21 protein-coding genes and 1 pseudogene are annotated in these 22,872 nt (G+C 27.9%); 11 read left to right on the top strand and 11 right to left on the bottom strand.

The window, feature by feature from the left end; all coding sequences use genetic code 11:
- The 7 genes from Q0K19_RS10730 to Q0K19_RS10765 all read left to right on the top strand — a co-directional run.
- On the top strand, window positions 1-1,830 hold a 1,830-nt coding region (locus Q0K19_RS10730; protein ID WP_367172158.1), incomplete at its 5' end, for an acyl-CoA dehydrogenase family protein.
- Window positions 1,831-1,873: 43 nt separating this feature from the next.
- Entirely contained in the window at window positions 1,874-3,088 is a 1,215-nt protein-coding gene (locus Q0K19_RS10740) for an FprA family A-type flavoprotein (protein ID WP_048593441.1), read from the top strand.
- A 140-nt stretch (window positions 3,089-3,228) separates the two neighbouring features.
- Window positions 3,229-4,848, top strand: a complete 1,620-nt coding sequence (locus Q0K19_RS10745) for a hypothetical protein (protein WP_297247783.1) — start codon at window positions 3,229-3,231, stop codon at window positions 4,846-4,848.
- Between the two features lie 87 nt (window positions 4,849-4,935).
- Window positions 4,936-6,012: a peptide chain release factor 1 gene (gene prfA / locus Q0K19_RS10750; protein ID WP_041177460.1), complete on the top strand. Its 1,077-nt coding sequence runs from the start codon at window positions 4,936-4,938 to the stop codon at window positions 6,010-6,012.
- A gap of 17 nt (window positions 6,013-6,029) precedes the next feature.
- A complete protein-coding gene (locus Q0K19_RS10755) occupies window positions 6,030-6,737 on the top strand; it encodes a hypothetical protein (protein ID WP_297247786.1) in 708 nt (235 codons plus the stop codon).
- Window positions 6,738-6,760: 23 nt separating this feature from the next.
- Complete coding sequence (locus Q0K19_RS10760) at window positions 6,761-8,200, top strand: spiro-SPASM protein (protein WP_297247787.1); 1,440 nt, start codon at window positions 6,761-6,763, stop codon at window positions 8,198-8,200.
- A 2-nt stretch (window positions 8,201-8,202) separates the two neighbouring features.
- Window positions 8,203-8,634: a hypothetical protein gene (locus Q0K19_RS10765; RefSeq protein ID WP_297247789.1), complete on the top strand. Its 432-nt coding sequence runs from the start codon at window positions 8,203-8,205 to the stop codon at window positions 8,632-8,634.
- A 61-nt stretch (window positions 8,635-8,695) separates the two neighbouring features.
- Here Q0K19_RS10765 and Q0K19_RS10770 read toward each other — a convergent pair whose 3' ends face one another.
- The 9 genes and pseudogenes from Q0K19_RS10770 to Q0K19_RS10815 form a co-directional block, all read right to left on the bottom strand.
- Entirely contained in the window at window positions 8,696-9,682 is a 987-nt protein-coding gene (locus Q0K19_RS10770) for a sugar phosphate nucleotidyltransferase (protein WP_297247791.1), read from the bottom strand.
- 29 nt (window positions 9,683-9,711) lie between these two features.
- Window positions 9,712-10,266 (bottom strand): DJ-1 family glyoxalase III, encoded by a 555-nt coding sequence (locus tag Q0K19_RS10775; protein ID WP_297247793.1) that lies wholly within the window; start codon window positions 10,264-10,266, stop codon window positions 9,712-9,714.
- 132 nt (window positions 10,267-10,398) lie between these two features.
- Entirely contained in the window at window positions 10,399-11,019 is a 621-nt protein-coding gene (locus Q0K19_RS10780; protein ID WP_367172160.1) for a tetratricopeptide repeat protein, read from the bottom strand.
- 107 nt (window positions 11,020-11,126) lie between these two features.
- The gene (locus Q0K19_RS10785) at window positions 11,127-11,759 is read right to left on the bottom strand and encodes a bifunctional 4-hydroxy-2-oxoglutarate aldolase/2-dehydro-3-deoxy-phosphogluconate aldolase (RefSeq protein ID WP_297247797.1); all 633 of its coding nucleotides are present in this window, start codon (window positions 11,757-11,759) and stop codon (window positions 11,127-11,129) included.
- A 186-nt stretch (window positions 11,760-11,945) separates the two neighbouring features.
- Window positions 11,946-12,287 carry a thioredoxin-like selenoprotein Sec.2 gene (gene sec2 / locus Q0K19_RS10790; protein WP_297247799.1) on the bottom strand — a complete coding sequence of 114 codons (342 nt, stop codon included), beginning with the start codon at window positions 12,285-12,287 and terminating at the stop codon, window positions 11,946-11,948.
- Window positions 12,288-12,314: 27 nt separating this feature from the next.
- Window positions 12,315-12,632, bottom strand: coding sequence for a thioredoxin-like selenoprotein Sec.1 (sec1, locus tag Q0K19_RS10795; protein WP_204368163.1), 318 nt, complete (start codon window positions 12,630-12,632; stop codon window positions 12,315-12,317).
- Window positions 12,633-12,717: 85 nt separating this feature from the next.
- The gene (locus Q0K19_RS10800; RefSeq protein WP_297247803.1) at window positions 12,718-13,029 is read right to left on the bottom strand and encodes a thioredoxin family protein; all 312 of its coding nucleotides are present in this window, start codon (window positions 13,027-13,029) and stop codon (window positions 12,718-12,720) included.
- A gap of 51 nt (window positions 13,030-13,080) precedes the next feature.
- Window positions 13,081-14,093: pseudogene (locus Q0K19_RS10805) on the bottom strand (permease).
- A 393-nt stretch (window positions 14,094-14,486) separates the two neighbouring features.
- On the bottom strand, window positions 14,487-14,762 hold the full coding sequence (locus Q0K19_RS10815; protein WP_297247810.1) for a helix-turn-helix transcriptional regulator: 276 nt from the start codon (window positions 14,760-14,762) through the stop codon (window positions 14,487-14,489).
- A 167-nt stretch (window positions 14,763-14,929) separates the two neighbouring features.
- On the opposite strand from Q0K19_RS10815, the gene Q0K19_RS10820 reads away from it, so the two are divergent.
- The 3 genes from Q0K19_RS10820 to Q0K19_RS10830 all read left to right on the top strand — a co-directional run bounded on the left by Q0K19_RS10820 (window position 14,930) and on the right by Q0K19_RS10830 (window position 17,286).
- A complete protein-coding gene (locus Q0K19_RS10820) occupies window positions 14,930-15,958 on the top strand; it encodes an aldose epimerase family protein (protein ID WP_297247812.1) in 1,029 nt (342 codons plus the stop codon).
- 37 nt (window positions 15,959-15,995) lie between these two features.
- A complete protein-coding gene (locus Q0K19_RS10825) occupies window positions 15,996-16,637 on the top strand; it encodes a class I SAM-dependent methyltransferase (RefSeq protein WP_297247814.1) in 642 nt (213 codons plus the stop codon).
- Between the two features lie 130 nt (window positions 16,638-16,767).
- The gene (locus Q0K19_RS10830) at window positions 16,768-17,286 is read left to right on the top strand and encodes a ferritin family protein (protein ID WP_297247816.1); all 519 of its coding nucleotides are present in this window, start codon (window positions 16,768-16,770) and stop codon (window positions 17,284-17,286) included.
- Window positions 17,287-17,377: 91 nt separating this feature from the next.
- Here Q0K19_RS10830 and Q0K19_RS10835 read toward each other — a convergent pair whose 3' ends face one another.
- Window positions 17,378-18,628 carry an NAD(P)-dependent alcohol dehydrogenase gene (locus tag Q0K19_RS10835; protein WP_297247818.1) on the bottom strand — a complete coding sequence of 417 codons (1,251 nt, stop codon included), beginning with the start codon at window positions 18,626-18,628 and terminating at the stop codon, window positions 17,378-17,380.
- Between the two features lie 707 nt (window positions 18,629-19,335).
- Complete coding sequence (locus tag Q0K19_RS10840; protein WP_297247820.1) at window positions 19,336-19,710, bottom strand: DUF1232 domain-containing protein; 375 nt, start codon at window positions 19,708-19,710, stop codon at window positions 19,336-19,338.
- Between the two features lie 540 nt (window positions 19,711-20,250).
- Here Q0K19_RS10840 and leuS point away from each other — a divergent pair.
- A complete protein-coding gene (leuS, locus tag Q0K19_RS10845; RefSeq protein ID WP_297247822.1) occupies window positions 20,251-22,812 on the top strand; it encodes a leucine--tRNA ligase in 2,562 nt (853 codons plus the stop codon).
- The last annotated feature ends 60 nt before the right edge of the window (window positions 22,813-22,872 follow it).

The raw sequence follows: 22,872 nt of genomic DNA on the forward strand, positions 1-22,872 counted from the left end.
GATCAAACAGGTAAATTCCCAACAGAAGCTGTAAAACAATTAGGTAAAGGCGGATTAGATATTATGGGTTTGCCTTTTGAAACAAAATACGGCGGAGCAGGATTTGATAATATTGCTTATGCTATAGCTGTAGAAGAACTTTCAAGAGTAGATGGAAGTATGGGCGTAATTTTATCAGCTCATTGTTCTTTAGGTAGTTATCCTATCTATGCTTTCGGTACTGAAGAGCAAAAGAAAAAATATTTAGTTCCTCTTGCTGAAGGTAAAAAATTAGGTGCTTTCGGTTTAACTGAACCAGAAGCTGGATCTGATGCAGGCGGTACAGAAACTACTGCTGAATTAAAAGGCGATCACTATATATTAAATGGTGAAAAAATATTCATAACTAACTCTATAGAAGCTGAAAGTTATGTAGTATTTGCTGTTACTACTCCTGGTATCGGAACAAAAGGTATCAGTGCTTTCATCGTTGAAAAAGGCTGGGAAGGCTTTGAATTCGGTGAAAAATACGACAAATTAGGTATTCGTGCTTCTGCTACAGCTCAGTTACTTTTCGATAACGTTAAAGTTCCTAAAGAAAACTTGCTTGGTAAAGAAGGTCAAGGATTCAAAATTGCTATGCAGACTCTTGACGGCGGACGTATTGGTATTGCTGCTCAAGCATTAGGTATCGCTCAAGGTGCTTATGAAGCTGCTGTAGCTTATTCTAAAGAAAGAATACAGTTCGGACGTCCTATCGCTCAGCAACAAGCTATCGCTTTCAAACTTGCTGATATGGCTACTAAATTACGTGCTGCTAGACTTCTTATCTACAGTGCTGCTGCTATGAAAGACAGACATGAACCTTATGGTACTGAATCTGCTATGGCTAAATTATATGCTTCTGAAATAGGTTTAGAAGTTGTTAACCAAGCTCTTCAAATCCATGGTGGTAACGGATACATTAAAGGTGCTTATATAGTAGAAAGAGCTTATCGTGATGCTAAGATCTGTACTATTTACGAAGGTACAAGTGAAATACAAAAAGTTGTTATTTCTGCTGCTATACTTGGTAAAATGCCTAAAGCTCCTGTTGCTGCTGCTGGTCCTATGGCTAAAAAAGGTCCTATTACTGGTGAAAGAAGAAATATCATCTTCAAAGAAGGTTCAGCTCAAGATAAAGTTGACGCTTTAGTAGCTGCTCTTAAGAAAGATGGAATTGACTTCTCTGTAGGTATTGATATTAATACTCCTATTGTTAATGCTGAAAGAGTTGTTTCTGCTGGTAAAGGTATCGGTGCTAAAGAAAATATGAAACTTGTTGAGGACTTAGCTAAAGCTGCTGGTGCTGCTATAGGTTGTTCTCGTCCTGTTGCTGAAGAATTGAAATACTTACCTATCATCAGATATGTTGGTATGTCAGGTCAAAAATTCAATGGTAACTTATACATAGCTTGCGGTATTTCAGGTGCTAACCAACACTTAAAAGGTATCAAAAACGCTTCTATCATCGTAGCTATCAACGTTAAAGGTTCTGCTAAAATCTTCAAAAATGCTGACTATGGTATCGTTGGAGATGTTAAAGAGATCCTTCCATTGTTAACTAAAGCTCTTGATACTGGTGCTAAGAAACCTGCAGAAGTACCATATAAGAAAATGAAAAAGATTACTCCTAAGAAAACAATCGAATTACCTAAAATCTATGTATGTAGCGGTTGTGGTTATGAGTATAATCCATTTATTGGTGATCCAGAATCTGAAATAGCTCCAGGTACAGACTTTACAGCTCTTCCAGATGAATGGGTATGTCCTGAATGTAGTGAAGAAAAAGCTAACTTCATTAAGGCTTAAAATATAAACTTAATTATTAATAATTTTTTGAGGAGGAAAAATAATGCATTGCGTTAGAAAAGTTACTGAAGATTTATATTGGGTTGGAGCGAATGAACATCGCTTGGCTCTATTTGAAAATGTACACCCTTTAACTAAAGGTGTTTCTTATAACTCTTATGTTCTTTTAGATGAAAAAACAGTTCTTTTTGATACAGTTGACTGGGCTGTTTGCAGACAATTCTTAGATAACTTAGAATATGTTTTAAATGGTAAAAAACTTGACTATATGGTTATTAACCACATGGAACCAGACCACGCTGCTTCTATAGATGAAGTTTTAATCAGACACCCTGAAACTAAAGTTATAGCTACTGAAAAAGCTTTCATGTTTATGGATCAGTTCGGCTTCACTATTCCTGAAGACAAAAAAGAACAAGTAAAAGAAGGCGACAGCAAAAAATTCGGTAAACACGAAGTTGCTTTCGTAGCTGCTCAAATGGTACACTGGCCAGAAGCTATGGTTACTTTTGATACTACTAATGGAGTATTATTCTCTGCTGATGCTTTCGGTTCTTTCATCGCTTTAGACGGAAGATTATTCAATGACGAAGTTAACTTCGACAGAGATTGGTTAGATGAGGCTAGAAGATATTATACTAACATCGTTGGTAAATATGGCCCTCACGTACAAAACTTGCTCAAAAAAGCTGGCGGAATTATTGATAAAATTAAAATGTTCTGTCCTTTACATGGACCTATTTGGAGAAACAATCTAGGTTATATCCTTGATAAATACAACAAATGGAGTACTTATGAGCCTGAAGAAAAAGGTGTATTAATCGTATATGCTTCTATGTATGGTAATACTGAAAATATGGTTGGCGTTTTAGCTGCTAAATTAGCTGAAAAAGGTGTTACTAATATAGCTATGCATGACGTATCTAGCACTCATGTTTCTTACTTGATCGCTGATACTTTCAAATTAAGCCATGTTGTATTAGCTTCTGTTACTTACAACCTTAATATTTACCCTCCAATGCATAGTTATTTAGATGATATGAGAGCTCTTAACGTTCAAAAACGTAAGTTTGCTATCATAGAAAATGGTTCTTGGGCTCCTAAATCTGGTGCTTTAATGCAGGAATTCATTGAAAATAACTTGAAACAATGTGAAATCTTAGATGCTCAAGTTTCAGTTTCTTCTTCTATGAAAGCTGCTAACGTTGGTGAAATGGACGCTTTAGTAGACGCTATAGTTGAATCTATTAATAAATAATAAACAATAATTATTTATTAAGCTATATAATAAAGACCGATTCAGGTGATAAACTTGAATCGGTTTTTTTATTAAACCATTTTTAAATTTTGACGAAGATAAAAATAATATAGATAATATAAATAAGGAAATAATTTTTTATGGTTAGTATTAAAAGACAAAGACAGATTAAGTTATTTTTTATATTATCTATTATATTAATTGTAATAATTTCTTTATTTATTATATTTGGGTATTTTCCTTATGGGCTTCATAAAAAAAATATGTCTGAAGTAAAAATGCCTAAAGATAATATCGCTTATGTAAGTGTTAAAAGTTTAGATAAAAGTGTGCTTAAATTTTCTGACTCTATATATGCTTATAGAATATCACATGATGAATCTATGTATGATTTTTCTATTTTGCTTAGAAAGGCAGATGCATTTGCTGACAGATTGAGAACAAATGATAATTTTTTGGTTAAAATGGCTTCTAAACCAATATTGAGAAGAAATGCTGCTTTACTTTTTTGGGGCTATAATGGAAATTTAGATAATTCTGAAATTTTTTATTTATTTGATATAGGAAGATTGAATTCTTTCATATTTAAATCTTTTTTTAATTCTGAAAATTTAACTATAGATAATATTACTTATGAAGTAAAAAAAATTAATTATAATGGAAGCAGAATATATGCTTTAGATAATGGAAGTCCTTATTTATTCTTTAATTTCTATAAAGGGCTTTTAATAGTTACTAAAAATTATAATCATATAAAGAAATTAATTGATTTTTTAAACTCTGACACTGACGGCATTAGTGAAATAAAATTACTTAATAATGTTGAAAACAAATATGAATCAGATATTTCCTTCTATGTTAATAAACAGCTTTTTGATTATAATAAATGTGAAGGCTCTTTACTATTTACTCCATTACAATTTTTTGATAATGCATATTCAATATATGGGAATGCTAAGATAAATAATGATAATGGATTAATGGATATTTTTGTTGATTATGAGTACGGCGGTTCTGAAAGATATTCTCTTTATGGTTTAGAAGATGCTATAGATATACAGAATTATTTACCTAAGGAAAGAACTGTTATGTATTTTGCTTTGAAATCATACTTGGCAGGGCTTTATCCTATAATGTATAATGATTTGAAAATGGATCATAATAATAAATTATATTCTGAATTATACAATTTATTTACAAAGATGAATGATGTTTATTCATTTGGAAGCATTATAAATGATTTGTATGGCGAGATGGCTGTGGCATATATAGAATCAAAAAGATCTGAATTGATATACCCTGTAATGATTTTTAATATAGAAAATGATACTGCTTTGCTTCCTAAATTAGAAGTGGCATTATTAGAAAAATATCCTAATCTCATTAAAAAAGAAAGAAATTATAATAATAGTTATATATATTCTTATGATTTAAATAATGGAAACATGTTCTATTATACTTTTATAGATAAAGTATATTTTGTAAGCGAGAATGAAAAGGCTATGGAAACTATTATAGACAGTGTTTATGATGGGGAATCTTTAGACACATATATAAAATCTCAGATATCAAAAAATATCAATCCTGATTATATATTTACTATACAGCTTGCAAAATCTCAGAATATATTAAGATATTTCAATATACCTTTAAGGACTTGGAGTTATCCTAACAGTATAATAATAGGTTCTACTATTAATTCTAATTATACACATGTTAATATAGATTTTAAAGCTAATTTTAATAGTGTAAGTAAATAATTTGAATAATTAAGAAAAGTTATAATAGTTGATAAATATCATTATTTGTATATAATTATACTTATTTTTTGGAGTGGAATTTATTTTATGTCAATAATTGATAAACTGTCATTGGTAGAAAAAACTTATGAAGATATAGTACAGAAACTTAATGATGCCAATATAAAGGATAATAGAGTTATACAGGATTTGATGAAAAAAAAGTCAGAGATAGAAGATATTGTTGAAGAATATAAAAAATTAAAAGTAGTATTAAAAGAAATAGATGAATCCAATGAGATGATTAATAATCCTGATACTGATAAAGAGCTTAAAGACATGGCATTATTAGAGATAGAGGAACTTAATCAAAAAAAAGAAGATATAATAAATGGTCTTAGACTTCTTTTACTTCCCAAAGATAAAAATGACGGAAAGAATATTATAGTTGAGATTAGAGTAGGTACAGGAGGAGATGAATCTGCTTTATTTGTAGGCGATTTATTTAGAATGTATACTCGTTTTATAGAAAGAACTAATTTAAAAATGGAAATAATAGATACTAGTCCTACAGAGCTTGGAGGATATAAAGAGGTTATATTTTCGGTATCCGGAAAAGATGCTTACAGAACATTGAAATTTGAAAGCGGAACTCATCGAGTACAGAGAATACCTGCTACAGAGTCAGGAGGAAGAATACATACATCAGCTTCTACTGTTGCGGTTATGCCTGAAGCTATGGAAAGCGATGTTGTTATAAAAGATGAAGATATAAGAGTTGATATATTCCGTTCAAGCGGACCGGGAGGACAGTCTGTTAATACCACTGACAGTGCCGTTAGAATTACGCATTTACCTACTGGATTAGTTGTGCAGTGTCAAGATGAAAAGAGTCAGCATAAGAATAAGGCAAAGGCATTGAAAGTTCTTCGTGCTAGAATATACGAGAAAGAAGAAGCTGAGAGAAAGGCAAAAGAAGCTAAAGAAAGAAGAGAGCAGATTGGTTCAGGAGATAGAAGTGAAAGAATAAGAACTTATAATTTCCCTCAAAACAGAGTTACAGATCATAGAATAAATGTTACTCTTTATAAATTAGATAGATTTATGGATGGTGAAATTACAGAGATAACTGATGCTTTATTTAAAAAAGAACAAGAAGATATGCTTGCTTCATATTCTGATTAATACTTTATGAGTTATTTATGAAAGATATAGAAAATATATTAGGCGAAGAAAAAATTATTCATAAATTATATGATGATGATCCTGTTATTAGATATATAAAAAGTTTTGATAATGTTTTGTATGCGGATTATTCTTATAGCGGAAATGATTCTTATGAAACTTATGATTCTTTGATTGGATTATTTGCATATCATAAAGATGATAAATATTTATTTGGTGAATTCGGATATTTTAAAGAAAACAGAGAAGAATTAAAACTTATTGTAAGCGATTATCCTGAATATATAACTTTAGATAATTATGAACTTACTAATGAAGTATTTAATGATTTGATTAATTTACATAATATTTCTATGAATCAGTTTAGTTCTTTAATGATAGGTAAAAATGAAATAGATAATATAAAATCTAATTCTTTAAAAAAAATTACTTTGGAAGAATACATAGAAATTTTTCCTCATAGATATATAAATAACAGAATAAGATTTTCATCAAAATATAAACGATATGAAAGAATATATATAGATGATATATCAGAAGATTTAATTTACAGATGTTCCTATTGCGGAGCTTCTAATTTATCGAAGATAGTAAATAATGATATTAGTAATTTGCAGGATATAGATGTTCTTGATTATGATAATAATGCAGAAAAGAGTTTGTATATATGCAAAGTATGCGGTTTGATATCAAGAAGTCCTGATAATATTATGGATTATATTTAATTAATTTTTATAAGAGGTAAAAGATGAGTTTTTTAATATTAGCTGATAAAACTTTTTCCAATGAGTTTTCTAAAGAATTTGATAGTATCTTTAATGATAAGATTAATATTTTAAAAGAGAAATTAAATTGCGATGTTAAATATATAGAAAATAATGATCTTGAAAAAATAGAAAATTATTTGAATAACATATATAAAGAAAGCGAAAATTATGACAATATAATTTATATACCGGGAAATATGCCTTTATTTAATGAAGATGAAACAGTGAAATTAACTAAGATACATGAAGAAAATATATCATATTTTAGTTATGGTGAAAATTATCCTTCAGGCATAGTACCTTTTATAATAAGAAGAACTGCTTTTGAGAAATTATTTAATATAATAAAAACTAAAGATATTAAAGTATCTGAAAATGCTATAAACAATATTGTATTTGTTGATCCTAATTTTTTTGAAATAGAAATACTTATATCTGAACATGATATGAGATATTACAGACTTTCTCTATTTGCTGATAGTAAAAGAAATTCTATTTTAATAAAAAAACTCATCAATTATAAAAATTATAATGAAATGGTGAAAGCAATAGAAGAAAATCCAAGTATTAGGAGAACATTGCCTTCTTATTTAGAAATAGATATTAATAATAGACAAAATGTATTGAATAAATATTTGTTAAAGAATGAAGTTATAAAAAATGAGCTTTCAAAAGAAGAAAAGAATATTACTTTAGATGAGTTTAAAACTATTTATGATAAACTTTATAATTTTTGCGGCGATTTAAATATGTCTATAGGAAGTTATTATGAACCTCTTTTGAATAAAGATGTTTTTGATATATTAGAATATTCTACAAGAAATAAAAATGTTAATGTATATTTAGAAACTAATGCATTGCTTCTTGACAGCGATAATGCCAAGAAATTATTATCTATGCAATCAGAGAGAAATAATCTTTATGTTATAATACATTTAGATACTGTAGAAGAAGATGTTTATAATAAGATATATGATAATGGCGATATAAAAACTATCATGTCTAATATAGACTATTATTTGCTTAGAGAACCTAAAAATACTTATTTGCAGATAACTAAGCAAAAAGATAATTTTGATTATTTAGCTTCATATTATAAATATTTCGATAAGTACAAAGTTGATATCATAATGCAGAAATATTATAATTACAGAGGTATTATAGATGATAATAGAGTAGGGGATATGGCTCCTATTATTAATATAGGCTGCTGGCATTTGGCTAGAGATTTATTTATAGATAGTTACGGAGACATCTATATTTGCAGATTTGATATAAACAAAGAAAAGAAAATAGCTTCTATATATGAAGAGGATATAGATAATATATGGAAGAGACTTGAAAATTATTTCATTGATAATGTTTGCAAGAAATTAGATTTCTGTAAGAATTGTGATGAATGGTATTTATATAATTTTTGATTATGGAAAATATAATAGTAAAATATTTGGAATTTGTTTTAGCTTGTTATGTAGTTAGATTTTTAGCTACAAGATTCGTATTAGAATTTCAATCGGTTAAAAAATTCTATTATAGAAGAGAGATATTGCCTGGCGTTCGTAATTGGAATAATAGAATAAAAATGATGTATTATTTTGAGTTTTTTTCTTTTATTCAAAGTTTACTCATAGCATTATTTTTTATGGTATTTTCTCATTTTGTGCCTCTGAAAGAGCATTTAAAACTAATCATAGGATTTTTAACATATTCATCTTTGATAATAGCAGATAAAGTGAGATTTTCAATACTTCTCACTAATTATCCTTATTCACTTTTAATAATGGATACAGGAATATTTTTATTTGTGAGTTTCTTGCAGTTTATTGTAATGGCTTTTATGAATGCTACATTATAAAAATAAAAGGAAGCTGCCATATTTATAATGAGAGCTTCCTTTTTTAATATTTCAAATATTATTAATTTTGTTCTATAGTTATGGAGGCACCTATATCCATTGAATGAGTTTTTCCTTTATATGTAACTTTTTCAGATATTATAGAATTTTCCATAAATGCATTAGATATATTAACTTCTTCAAATATAATGCTGTTTTTTAATATGGAATTTTCTATTTTAGAATTCTTTCCAATATGCACATAAGGACCTATTACAGAATTTTCTATTTTTACATCTTTGTCTATGAATACAGGAGGTATTATAGCAGTGTCTTTTATACCTTTACTTAATATGTCATGTTTAATGATAGATTTATTTGTTTCTATCATAGTAGATTTTTCACCGCAGTCATACCAGCCGTCTAGTTTAAATGTTTTAAATATGATTGAGTTTTTTATCATATATTCTAAAGCATCTGTAAGCTGATATTCATTTTTAGTTTTTATATCATTTTTAATAATATAATCTATAGATTCAAATAATTCTTTAGTATTAACTATATTATACATACCTGTAAGAGCTAAGTTACTTATAGGTTCTTGTGGTTTTTCAACTAATTTTGTTATAACGCCTTGCTCATTTAATACTGCTACTCCAAATCTGCTTGGATTATCAACTTCACATACTCCAAGAGAATTTTCATTTTTACTTACTATATTCGAAAGATTTAATTTGAATATAGTATCTCCTAAAATGATAAATATTTTGTCATCATCTTTTATATGTTCTTTTGTAAGCGATATTGCATGAGCTAAACCTTTATACTCTTTTTGTTCTATAAATGTAAGTTTAATATTTTTATATTTTTCAGTTAGATATTCGATCATTTGATCTTTTAAATAACCTACTATAAATATTACTTCTTCCAAGTCCTGTATAGAAGATATTTCAGTCATAATAAAATCAATAATTGTAGAACCTGCTATAGGGAGTATTGGTTTTGGTTTTGTAATAGTATGCGGTCTTAATCTTGTGCCTTCTCCGGCTGCTGGTATAATAACTTTCATTTACACCTCAACTTTTTTATTTTTTATAATTATCTAATCAATGGTATTAATAAAGCATTTGCTAATTCTTCATTAGATCCATTTAAATATTTCACTATTTCTAAAGCAAAGAATACTGTAGTAGCAGGACCTTTTGATGTAATAACATTATCATTACAAACTACTAAATCTTTTTCTACATATTCGCCGCCTTTCACATAAATTTCACAGCTAGGATAGCAAGTATATTTTCCATTTATAACGCCAGCCTCACCTAATACTATAGGGGATGCACATATTGCTGATACTAACTTTTTACTTTCATGCATATTTCTGATTTTTTCTAAAACTCTCATATCTGCTTTTAAATTATTCATACCTATCATTCCGCCTGGAAGAGCTATAGCATCAAAATCATAATTCATTATTTTTTCTAGAGTTGTATCTGCTTTTACAAAAATATTGTGAGAACCTTTTACTTCTAAATTATCAGTTAAAGAAGCAGTTACTGCTTCTATATTTGCTCTTCTTAAAACATCAACAATAGTGATAGCCTCTATTTCTTCAAATCCTTCAGCTAAAGGTACTAAAACTTTTTTGGACATATTATAATCTCCTTTATTTACTAATTTACCTATATTATATAATATTTTATATTTATAATATTGCAAGTAAATTCTTTTTTTATATTTTATAATATATAAAAATATGATTAAAGTTTAAAATTATTAAAATTTCTATTTATTGATATCCTCATTATTTATTTTTTCTATAGCTTTTTCATATCCTAAATCTGCTGATTTTTTCAAATATTTTTGAGATTTGAGAATATACTTTTCTTTTTTTTCATCTTTTTTTTCATGATTTGAAAGTATGCTATATAGCTTATATAAATCATAATATGCTATATAATCTTCATAGTTGAACTCTAATGTTTCTTTTAGATATTTTATTGCTTTTTTGTATTTTTTCTTTTTTCTGTATGCTACTGACATTAAATAATAAGCATCAGAATAGGCTTTATTTTTTACAATAGCTTTTTCTAAATCTTCTATAGCTTTATCATAATCTTCTTTATCAATATAAACTTCAGCCCTGTAATAATAAGTATCGCTGTCATGAGGATATATTTCAATAGATTTATTATAAGTTTCTATAGCTTTATCATAATCTTTTATTTCATAATAAACTCTAGCCAAATTATGATAAGCATCTAAATTATCATTATCTATTTCTATAACTTTAAGCAGATCGTTAATAGCTTCATCATATTTTTTATTTTGAATATTATTCAATGCACTATAAAAATATTTGTTTTCTTTGCTAATCATATTATAAACTGTCCTAATATTAAAAATTATACTTTGAAATTATACAAAAAATAATAAGTGAATGCAAATTTATTTTATACAAATTTATATTCACTTATATATAAAGTATATAAAAATAACATAAAAAAGTTTTATTAAATTCCTAGCTCTTTTATTAAATTATGAGCTTCTTCAAATCTTCTTTTTATCTCTTTCCAATTTTTTTCTTCCATTAGATTTCTAGGACATAACCAAGAGCCTCCGCATGCAAATACATTTTTGTTTTGCAAATATTCTTTTACATTATCAATACTTACTCCGCCCAAAGGCATAAATTTTACTCCTGTATGCTGATAAACCGGAGCTATATTTTTTATCCAATTAATGCCTCCGTATAAACCAGCATGGAAAAATTTTATATATTTATGTCCGTAAGCTAAACATTGTTCAATCTCAGAAGGAGTTGCAGCACCTGGTATATAATGATAATTTTTCTTTTTGGCATATTCTAGCATTATAGGCTGAAATCCTGGGCTTATTATTATATTAGTTCCCAAATCAAGTATTCTATCAACTTGTTCTGTATTTAAAACAGTAGCAGCAGATCTTGGAAGTTGAGGGTAGTCTTTGGCTAATATTTCTAAAGCTTTGTATCCGTATTCTGTTCTAAGAGTTAATTCTATAGAAGGAAGAAATTCCAAACAAAGTTCTGCTACGTTTCTTATTTCTTCTTCATTTTCAATAACTACTACAGGTATTATTTTATTTTGTATATATTTTTCTAACATAAAAAACTCCGTAAAATGTAAAACTATAATTAATAATCTATCATGCTTAATTATTAAAGTAAATAACATAATTATTTATGCAAAGATTTGTATTTATTTTTAGACAGTATCTATGCTATATAAACAAGAAAGGTTAAATATATGAATATTTAACCTTCCTTTTGATATTAGAGAATAAAAAAAATATTATAGATTTTCTTTTAGAATTTTGATGATTTCTTCTTTGCTTAATACTTTACCATAAGAAAGAACTTTATCATCTAATAATAGGGCAGGAGTAGACATTACTCCATAAGAAGCTATTTCAGCCATATCTTCCACATATTTAATAGCTAAATCAAGTTTTGCTTCTTCTATGGCAGCTATTGTATTTTCTTCTAATTTTTTGCAATTAGAACATCCTGTGCCTAATATTTTTACTCTAGCCTCTATAGGCGATTCTTTTGTTGTTTCCTCTTCAACGAAGGGGTTAATAGCAGGTCCTCAGCCGCATCCGCCTTTTCCGAATAAAATATCTTTTAATGACATGTTATCTCCTTAAAAATTTTTTAATATTTATAATTTTTCTTTTAAAATATTTACTATTTTTTCCCTATCCAAAACTTCTCCATAAGATATAAGTTCATCATTAACAATAAGAGCAGGCAAAGTCATAACACCATAATATGACATAGTTCCTTTACTGTCTGTATATTTTATGGATAAGTCCAAATTTAAATCCAATATAGCTCTTCTTAAATTATCAAGCATGTTAAGAGAATTTTCATCATCATTACCTAAAAGCAGTATTTTTTCTACTTCTCTTTCTATACCCTCATCCTCTAGAGGGTCAGGCAAACATCCTCAGCCAAATTGTATTTTTTCTATAGCCATAATATACCTCCAAAGTTAGCATATACATATTATAGGTATATATAAAATAATTGCAAATTTAAAATTGAAAAAAATCATACATTTTTTACAATTTATCTTTTAATAGTTCTATTATTTCGTCTTTATTTAGTACTTTACCATAAGATAATACATTTTCATCTAATACTAGGCTAGGTGTGGATATAACTCCATAGGCAGCTATTTTTTCTATATTATAAACATGTCCCACTGTTAAATTAAGTCCCATATCTTTCAAAGCTTTCAATGTGTTTTCTTCCAATTTTTTACAGTTATTACAGCCTGTACCTAATATTTTTATTCTTGCATTTTCTTCGGATGATGTTTGACATAAGCCTCCGCAGCTGCATTGTGATTTTTTATTGTTATTGAAAAACATAATTTACTCCTTTTTATAGTTTTTTATTATTCATTTTTATTAAAGATTTAATTATACAAATAGAAAATAAAAATTATTAAATAAATATCCAATAATAATTATTCCTAAAGTTACTATAAATACAAAAAATATTAAAAGAGGCATTTTAACTGCTTTTTTAAGCATAATAATAGAAGGCAGAGATAAGGCAGTAACTGACATCATGAATGATAGAATAGTACCAAGTCCCGCACCTTTATAAAATAAACTCTCTGCTATAGGCAAAGTTCCGAATATATCTGCATACATTGGAATTCCTACCAAAGAAGCTAAAGGCACAGAATACCAATTATTTTTTCCTAGTATTGTATTTATCCATTCAGATGGTATAACATTATGAATAAAAGCTCCAATTCCAACTCCTACAAAAATATATAAATAGACTTTTTTTATAGTTTCTATAACCTGTTCTTTTGAATATATTAATCTTTCTTTTTTAGTCATAGTTTGTATTGCTATTTCTGTATTATTTACTTTTATATTTTTTATAAAGTCTTCTAAATATTTTTCCATTTTAAGTTTACCTATTAAAGTACCTCCGGCAACAGCAAGTACAAGTCCCACAATCACGTAAGCAATTGCAATCTTCATACCGAATATGCTTGATAAAAGTATTAAAGAAGCTAAGTCTACAAGAGGCGATGATATTAAAAATGAAAATGTCATTGAAATAGGTATTCCTGCAGAAGTAAATCCTATAAAAAGCGGTATTGATGAGCATGAGCAAAATGGTGTAACAGTACCGAAAAGGGCAGCCAATATATTTGCTGATATGCCTTTAAATCTGCTTAGTATTTTTTTGTTCTTTCAGGTGGAAAATAAGATTGAATATATGATATACAAAATATAAGAACTGATAACAACACAAATATTTTTATAAGATCATAAATAAAAAATTGTATTATCCCTTTAACTGTTTCTGATAAGGCAAAATTATTTAATATATTTCCTATTAAAGTATTAAGCCATTTCATTGATATTATTTGATCTTGTATAAAGATGAATATTGATTTTATTATTGTCATAATTTAATTTCCTTTATATACTAAAAAATTTTTAAGTTTGTCATTTTTTTATTCAACTTTTCCCGCCGCAAAAAGTTGCAAAAAATGCAAGTATAAAATTAGTACTAAATAATACTAAAATTATCTTACATGTAAAATAATTTATTACATTTAAGTTCAAATATAACTTTTCGCCTGCCAAAGGCACGCTTCGCGAGGCGGGCTGTGGCTGCTTCTCGCCGTAGGCGGGCTTCGCCTGTGGCAATACCACACCTAAAGGTACTCCTTTCAGTCGCAGTACTTCCTTCGGTCGCAAAAGAAGTGGTGTATGGAACCAGCAAAGCCCCATATATAAAAACAAAAATATAAATTTATTTTTGATAAAATATAGTTATTTAGGTATAAAATTAATCTTTATAATTTGATGTAATAATTTAATAATTCTTTTGCTCTTTCAAAACCTTCTTTGTTTATGCTGTAATAAGTCCATTTGCCTTCTTTTCTTGGTATCACTACTTCAGCATCGCATAATATTTTCATATGATGAGATAATGTAGACTGCACTATTTTTAATTCTTCCAAAAGTTTGCAGGCACATATTTCATCGTTTTTGATCATATCTAATATTTGAAGTCTGTTTTCATCGCAGAATGCTTTGAATATTACTGCTTCTTTTTTATAGTCTTTCATATTAATAATATCCTTATTAAATTTATGTATCGAAGTTTATCGATGTGTTAATATAGCATACATATCGATAAATATCAATATGTTTTTTATGTTTTTTTATATTATTGAAATAATGCTGTATAATGGTATAATATAGCATTACTATATAAAATAGGGAGTTTGTTATTATGCAAGTTAAAAATTTTGGAAACGGATATCTTTTATATGAATTAAAAAATGAAAATGATATGATATTAAAACTTACAGATATTGGTGCTTCAATAGTTGGCGTGTTTTTCAAAGATAAAAATGGAAATGAAGTGCAGGTGTCATTCGGAAGCGATGATTATTCATTTTATTTGAATCCGCATGATTATATAGGTGCTTCTGTTGGAAGAATAGCTAACAGAACCATAAATGCTGAGTTCACACTTGACGGACAAACATATAAATTAACTAAAAATGATAATGGAAAACATCATTTACATGGCGGAGATAAAGGAATATCATTTCAAAAATTTGATTCTAAGGTTTTGGATAATCATTCTGTATTATTCAGCTATAGTTCAAATGAAGGCGATGAAGGTTATCCTGCCAATGCTGATATAGATATAACATACTCTTTAACAGATGATAATGAAATAATAATAGAATATTTTGCTGCAGTGAATGCTCCTACACCTATAAACCTCACTAATCATGCTTATTGGAATCTCAATGGGGAAGATGTTATATATGATCATGATTTATTTATAGATTCTTCATTTTATTTGCCTGTAACAGATGAATGCGTATCTACAGGAGAGATTTTAAAAACAGAAAATACTCCTTTTGATTTTACTAAAACAAAAAAAATAGGTGCTGATATAGAAAAAGCAAATGGTTATGATAATTGTTTCATATTTAATGAAAAAAATATATTATCTAATACAAATGAAGAAGAGAATAATTTGAATAAATTAAGAGCTTCATGCCATAGTGAAAAAACAGGCATTACTTTAGAGCTTTATACTACAAAACCAGCTATGCATTTCTATTCAGGCAATATGCTTAATAATAGAGAAGTTAGAAATACAGTTTTAAATAAGCATAATGCATTTTGTTTTGAAACAGAGTATTTACCGGGTGCTGTAAACTTCCCGCATTTTCCAAGCATAATATTTGATGCTGACAGAAATTACAGTCATAAAACAATATATAAATTATCACTAAAATAATTATAAAGAATTATAAAAAATATTTTTGGAAAGGTATATGGACAGTAACAATAAAAAATCAATAATAATAGAGCATTATATAGAAAGGGTAAAAGATTTTAATATACCGGAATATAAAGTTTTGGATTGGGAATCTCAGGACGCTCAGGAGGCTAGATTTTCTGCTTTGCTTAGTCATTTCGATATAAGAAAGTCAATTTTACTTGATGTGGGATGCGGACTCGGACATTTAGCCGAATACATAGATAAGCAGAATATTAATACTTATTATATTGGTATTGATATAATGCCTGAGATGATTGAGAGGGCTAAGCATAAGAAATTTAAAAATATCAATCCGCAATTTATGACTATAGATTTTTTCAAAAGTGCTGATATAGAAGATGATTTTGATTATATATATTCTTCCGGTATATTTAATCTTAATCTTGGAAACAATGATGAGTTTTTGAAAAATGCTGTAAGAGATTTTTTAATTGCTGCTAGGAAAGGCGTATGCTTCAATTTGCTTGATATTTCATGCAAAGAAAAATATGGTGATAAATATTACTACTATAAAAAAGATGAAGTATTCAATATGGTTTGCGATATAGTAAAAGATTTGGATTTAAAATGCCAAATAAAAATATCTGATGAATATTTATCAAATGATTTTTCTGTATTTGTGGATATATTATAATAAAATATATTTAATAAAGTAAGGAGTAGAAATTTATGTTAAAAAGATTATTAATAGTTTCTATTTTTTTAATTTTCAGTTTTTAGTATATTCTCAAACTCCAAAAACTGCTAATAATACTTTAGAAGCTGTGTCTATAGCTTATGATATGGAAATTAATTCTTCTTTTGCTTATGCTAAATTTTCTGCAGCTTCAAAAAATAAAGCTATAGTTAATTTATTTCAAGCTGTTTCTGATTCAAAATCTTGGCATGCTAATATTTTATATAATGCCGCTATTCAAGATAAGATAACAGATACTATTTTACAAGCTCAAGTAGGGGATCCTAAAGTAGGAACAGACATTGAAAATTTGAAATCAGCTCAATCAATGACATATTATGAATATACTAAAATGTATCCTGAATTATTGAAAGTATTAAATAAAGATAATAAAAAAGAAATGGCAAATGAGATTAATAATATAATAAAAGCAGAAAAATCACATAATGCTTTATTTACTCAAGCCATAAGCAATTTGCAAAATAATAAGCCATTAGCAGAGAAATATTATTTATGTGAAACTTGCGGTTATGTTGAAGCTAATTCAGCACCTGATAAATGTCCTATATGCGGCAGTGCTAAAAATACATTTAAAGAATATAAATAATTAATCTACTATTAAAAATATAAAAAATAAAAGGCTGAAAGTGTTATACCTACAGCCTTTATTTTTTTATATGGTATTAAATTATTATAAGTTATTTATTTATAGTACGCATATCTATTACATATCTGAATTTTACTTTTCCGTCTATAACTTTTCTATAAGCATCAGATATTGTTTGAGCATCTGCTTTTATTATCTCTACAGTAGGGTAAATATTATTTTCTATAGAATAGTTAAGCATTTCCTGAGTTTCTTTTATGCCTCCTATGAGTGAGCCGAATAATTTTTTACTGCCATGCTGTCCCACCATTGCTATAAGAGTGGGCATTTTAGAGGTTCTAGGAAGTCCTAATATACACATAGTACCGCCTCTTTTAAGCATACGCATATACATGTTAACATCATAATAAGCTGGAATTGTACTTATTATATAATTAAGAGTGTTATTAACATTTTTTAAATCTTCTGCATTATTGACATTAACATATTTTACAGCTCCCATATTTAAAGCGTCCTGTCTTTTATCTTCTGTGATGTCAAATACTGTAACTTCAGCACCTAATTTTACAGCATATTTTACAGCCATAGAACCAAGTCCTCCAAATCCAGCAATACCTATTTTATCGCCTTTTTGTACATTCATAACTTGTATAGGTGAATAAGTTGTAATGCCTGCACAAAGAAGCGGAGCAACTTTATCAAGTTCTGCATTATCTGGTATAAGTATTGCAAAATTTTCAGACACCACTATATTATCAGAGTATCCGCCTTGAGTGATTTCATTATTATGGAATCTGTCTCTTGATCCGTAAGTATAAACGGCTCTATTTAAACAGTACTGTTCTAAATTATCCAAACAGCTTTCGCATTGTCCGCATGAGTTTACCATACAGCCTACGCCTGCAAAATCTCCCAATTTGAATTTTGTTACAGCATTTCCAACCTGTACAACTCTGCCTGCTATTTCATGTCCTACCACTAAAGGAGTATTGCTTGATTTGCCTTCAACAACATGTATATCGCTATGGCATATTCCGGCATAAAGTATTTCTATCAAAACATCATTGCTTCCTACAGCATGCCTTGTAAACTCATGGTATTTAAAATCCATATTAGCGGAAACTGCTGCAAAGCCTCTTGTTTTTACCCTGCCATTTGCATTGGTTTGTATGTTAATAGGAGCCTTTTTCAATTGCTGATTATACATTGCGTTTGAAGAATTATTCTGATTATTAACCGCATTATTATTTTGATTATTTACGCTTGTTTGTGCATTTGATGAATTATTACATGACAGCACATATAATATTGCGAGCATTGTAATCAATATAGCTTTTTTCATTTTATAATCTCCTTTTTATATTTTATTATTAAACTTTTTTAAAAGCTTATTTACAGATAACTTTTATAATTATATTATTTTATAAATATTTTATATGTTGTATAATTCATTAGTTTAATATATAAAAATGCAGTCTTTTTGGTTCTTTGTGACAACAAAAGAACTGGGGTTTGGGGCAAAGCCCCAATTATAAACTATAGAATACTAAAATGAAACACTATAAATATTTATTAATTAGTTTTAAAACATATTTATTATATTATATCATTGAAGTAAACTCCAGAGTCAAGCAATTTTTTTAAATTTCTTCATATATTTAATTTTATTCTAATTCCTGCCCATTTTATTTTATAGTTTTCTTTGTTATGATTATTCTATTATTCTTTTTAGTTTTCACTGTTATTATAACGCCCGCCCTAGATTTGTTTAGATTTTGAATTTTTACACCGCACGCAGAATGGCATTATAAATATAAATCGGTTTTTGAATGTTAATTTTTATTATATTAAAAATTTAGTTGAACGTGCGTAGAGTTAGTCTTTAATTTAATAATCGCTTGGGTGGGTGCTTTAATTTCTAATTTAGCTATAAAGATTGTAAAAATTAGAATTTCTAAATAAGTCTATAAAAACAAAAGGGCGGGGCGTGTAATAAAATTTAAAATATTAATTATAACTTTATAATATAAATAAAAAATTATTGTTATATTATTTGAATGGTAATATAGTAATGAATTTGCTGAATGCTTCTTTATATATTGTTTGTATTTTAGTTATAACAGATGCAAATATATCTGAATTATCTTTAAATAAAGATACGATAAAAGAAATTATAAAAATACCAATTACTATAATAATTGCTATACATATCAATTTGAATATAAATTTCAATGCTTCTTTTATAAAATTAAAAACTGATTCAATAAATCCTACTGCTTTTATACCTGATCTTACTCTTTTAAAAGTTTTTATTGCCCCTACAAGTAATATACATACATCATCAGAAAAACCAATCGGTCCTAAAATATCAGGAAGTAAATCTATAGGAAATATGGTATATAGTATTGATAATACAAGTGGCATATTTATACTCATTAAAATAATTTTATATAAATTATATAATAAATAATATATATATCAATATATTTTTTATGAAAAATATGCTATTATTCTAAATAATATATTGTAATAATTATTATTTAGTATTTTTTTGTTGTTGCAAATTAAAATATCATTTTTAAAAAAAGATATGGAAAACTTAATAAAATATTATCAAAAATATCAAAAAACTTATATGATCTATTGATAATATAAAAATATAAATAAAAAAATATTAATAAATGTTGATAATGCTGTATTTTATGATTTTTATATATAATTTAAATTTCTAAAAAATAATTTAGTTTTTAAATCTCTTAAGTTGTAAGTTTATTAAATAATTCATAATATACATAGAAGTAAAATATGAATATTTCATTAATAAATTTATTTCCATTTTTAATTATCACTTGAAAAATATATGAATTTGCAATATAATTTTTGACATTAAAAATATGTAAACTAAATTTTAATATTTTAATAAAAATTAATAGTATCTATCAAACAAACTACGGAGTGTTAATCATGGAATATAATTTTACTACCATTGAAAAGAAATGGCAGAAATTCTGGAAAGATAATCAGTCTTTCAAAACAGTATCTAAACCTACAGACAAAAAATATTACGTACTAGAAATGTTTCCATATCCATCTGGAAAAATGCATATGGGTCACGTTTCTAATTATACTATAGCTGACTCTATAGCTAGATACTATAAACTGTTAGGATATGATATTTTGCACCCAATGGGCTGGGACGCTTTCGGTATGCCTGCAGAAAATGCTGCTATAGAACATAAAACTCACCCTGCTGAATGGACTTTGAAAAATATTGCTAATATGAAAGAGCAGTTAAACTTGCTTGGATATTCCTATGATTGGGATAGAGAAGTTACTACTTGTTTGCCTGATTATTATAAATGGGGACAATGGTTCATATTAAAAATGTATGAGAAAGGTCTTTTATATAGAAAAGGCGGAGATGTTAACTGGTGCGATCATTGTAATACTGTACTTGCTAATGAACAGGTTACTCCTGAAGGTACTTGTTGGAGATGTGACGGAGAAGTTACTAAAAAGAAACTTGAACAATGGTATATAAAAGTTACTGATTATGCAGAACAATTGGATGCAGATTTAAAATTATTAGAAGGTTATTGGCCTGATAATGTTATAGCTATGCAGAAAAACTGGATAGGAAGAAGTGTAGGTGCTTATATCAATTTCAATTTAGATGACGGTAAAGAGTTCCCTATATTTACAACTCGACCAGACACTATTTATGGTGTTACTTATATGGCTATAGCTTGGAACTATGACGGACTTTTGGATATGTGTACTCCTGAACAAAGAAGTGCTGTAGAGGAGTTCATTAAAAAGTCTGCTAAGATTGACCAAAAAACAGACTACGAGAAAGAAGGTGTATTTACTGGAAGATATGTAGTTAATCCATTTAATGGTGAGAAAGCTCCTTTATATGCTGCTAATTTCGTTTTAGCTGAGTATGGTAGTGGTGCTGTAATGGCTGTTCCTGCTCATGACCAAAGGGACTTTGAATTTGCTAAAAAATACAATATTCCTATAAAAGTTGTTATACAGAATGCTGATAATTCTTTAAAAGCTGAAAATATGATAGAGGCTTATACTGAAGACGGTACAGTTGTTAATTCAGATATTTTAAATGGACTTTCTTCAAGAGATGCTATAAAAAGAGCTATAGAGTATGCTACAGAAAAAGGTTTCGGAAAAGAGAAAGTTCAATATAAACTTAGAGATTGGCTCATATCAAGACAAAGATATTGGGGAAATCCTTTACCATTTGTACATTGTGAAAAATGCGGTGTTGTACCTGTTCCTGAAAGCGAACTTCCTATAACACTTCCTATGGATATAGAGTTTACAGTTGGTGATAACCCTCTTAAAAAATCAGAATCATTCGTTAATACTACTTGTCCTAAATGCGGCGGCAAGGCTAGAAGAGAAACTGATACTATGGATACATTCACATGCAGTTCTTGGTATTATGCTAGATATACAGATGCTCATAATACTCAAATGCCTTTCGATCCTGCAGCTGCAAATGCTTGGCTTGGAGTTGATCAGTATATAGGCGGTATTGAACATGCTTGTATGCACCTTTTATATTCAAGATTCTGGTACAAGTTTATGAGAGATATAGGACTTGTTAAAGGTGATGAGCCTTTCAATAGACTTCTTACTCAAGGTATGGTTTTAGCAAATAGCTATGAATCAAGAGAGTTAAAGAAATTCTATACTCAGGAACAAATGAATAATAAAGAGTATGAGAAAGACAGTATTAAAAAAGAAGATATAATAGTAAAAATGGAAAAGATGTCTAAATCAAAAGCTAATGGTGTTGATCCTGCTGAGATTATAGAGCTTTTCGGTGCCGATGCTGTTAGAATATTTGTTATGTTTGTTGCTCCTCCTGAAAAAGATAAAGAATGGTCTGATGAAGGTGTTAAAGGTTCTTCAAGATTCTTAAACAGAATTTGGAACTTATTCCTTAAATACAAAGATGAAGAAGCATTCAAAAACGGCAAATCATTTGACTATAATAATCTTTCAAAAGAAGGACAAAAATTATTCAGAAAATATAATAAAACTATTAAGAAAGTTACAATAGATATTAAAGACAGATTCCATTTCAATACTGCAATTGCTGCTTTGATGGAGCTTTTGAATGATATGTCTGTAATAAAATTAGCTAATAATGATGATTATGCTATGTTTAAAGAAGTTATAAGGGGATATTTAATACTTCTTAATCCTATAGCTCCTCATATGACAGAAGAACTTTATCAGATATTAAACTTTGGTAAAATGATACTTGAGGAAAGCTGGGTTGAGCATGATGAACAGTATTGCAAAGATGATACATTTGAGCTTGTATTCCAAGTTAATGGTAAGATAAGAGATAGGGTAGAAGCTGATGTTAATATAAGCGAAGATGATGCAAAAACTCAGGCGTTATCAAGTGAAAAAGTTAAAGCATTCACAGACGGCAAAAACATTGTTAAAGTTGTTTATGTTAAAGGAAAACTTGTAAACATAGTTGTAAAATAAAATATAATTAATTTGAAATAATAAAAAAGAGTATGGATTTTTAAGTCTATACTCTTTTTT

This window comes from uncultured Brachyspira sp. (genome assembly GCF_944393015.1).
Classification (GTDB): Bacteria; Spirochaetota; Brachyspiria; order Brachyspirales; family Brachyspiraceae; genus Brachyspira.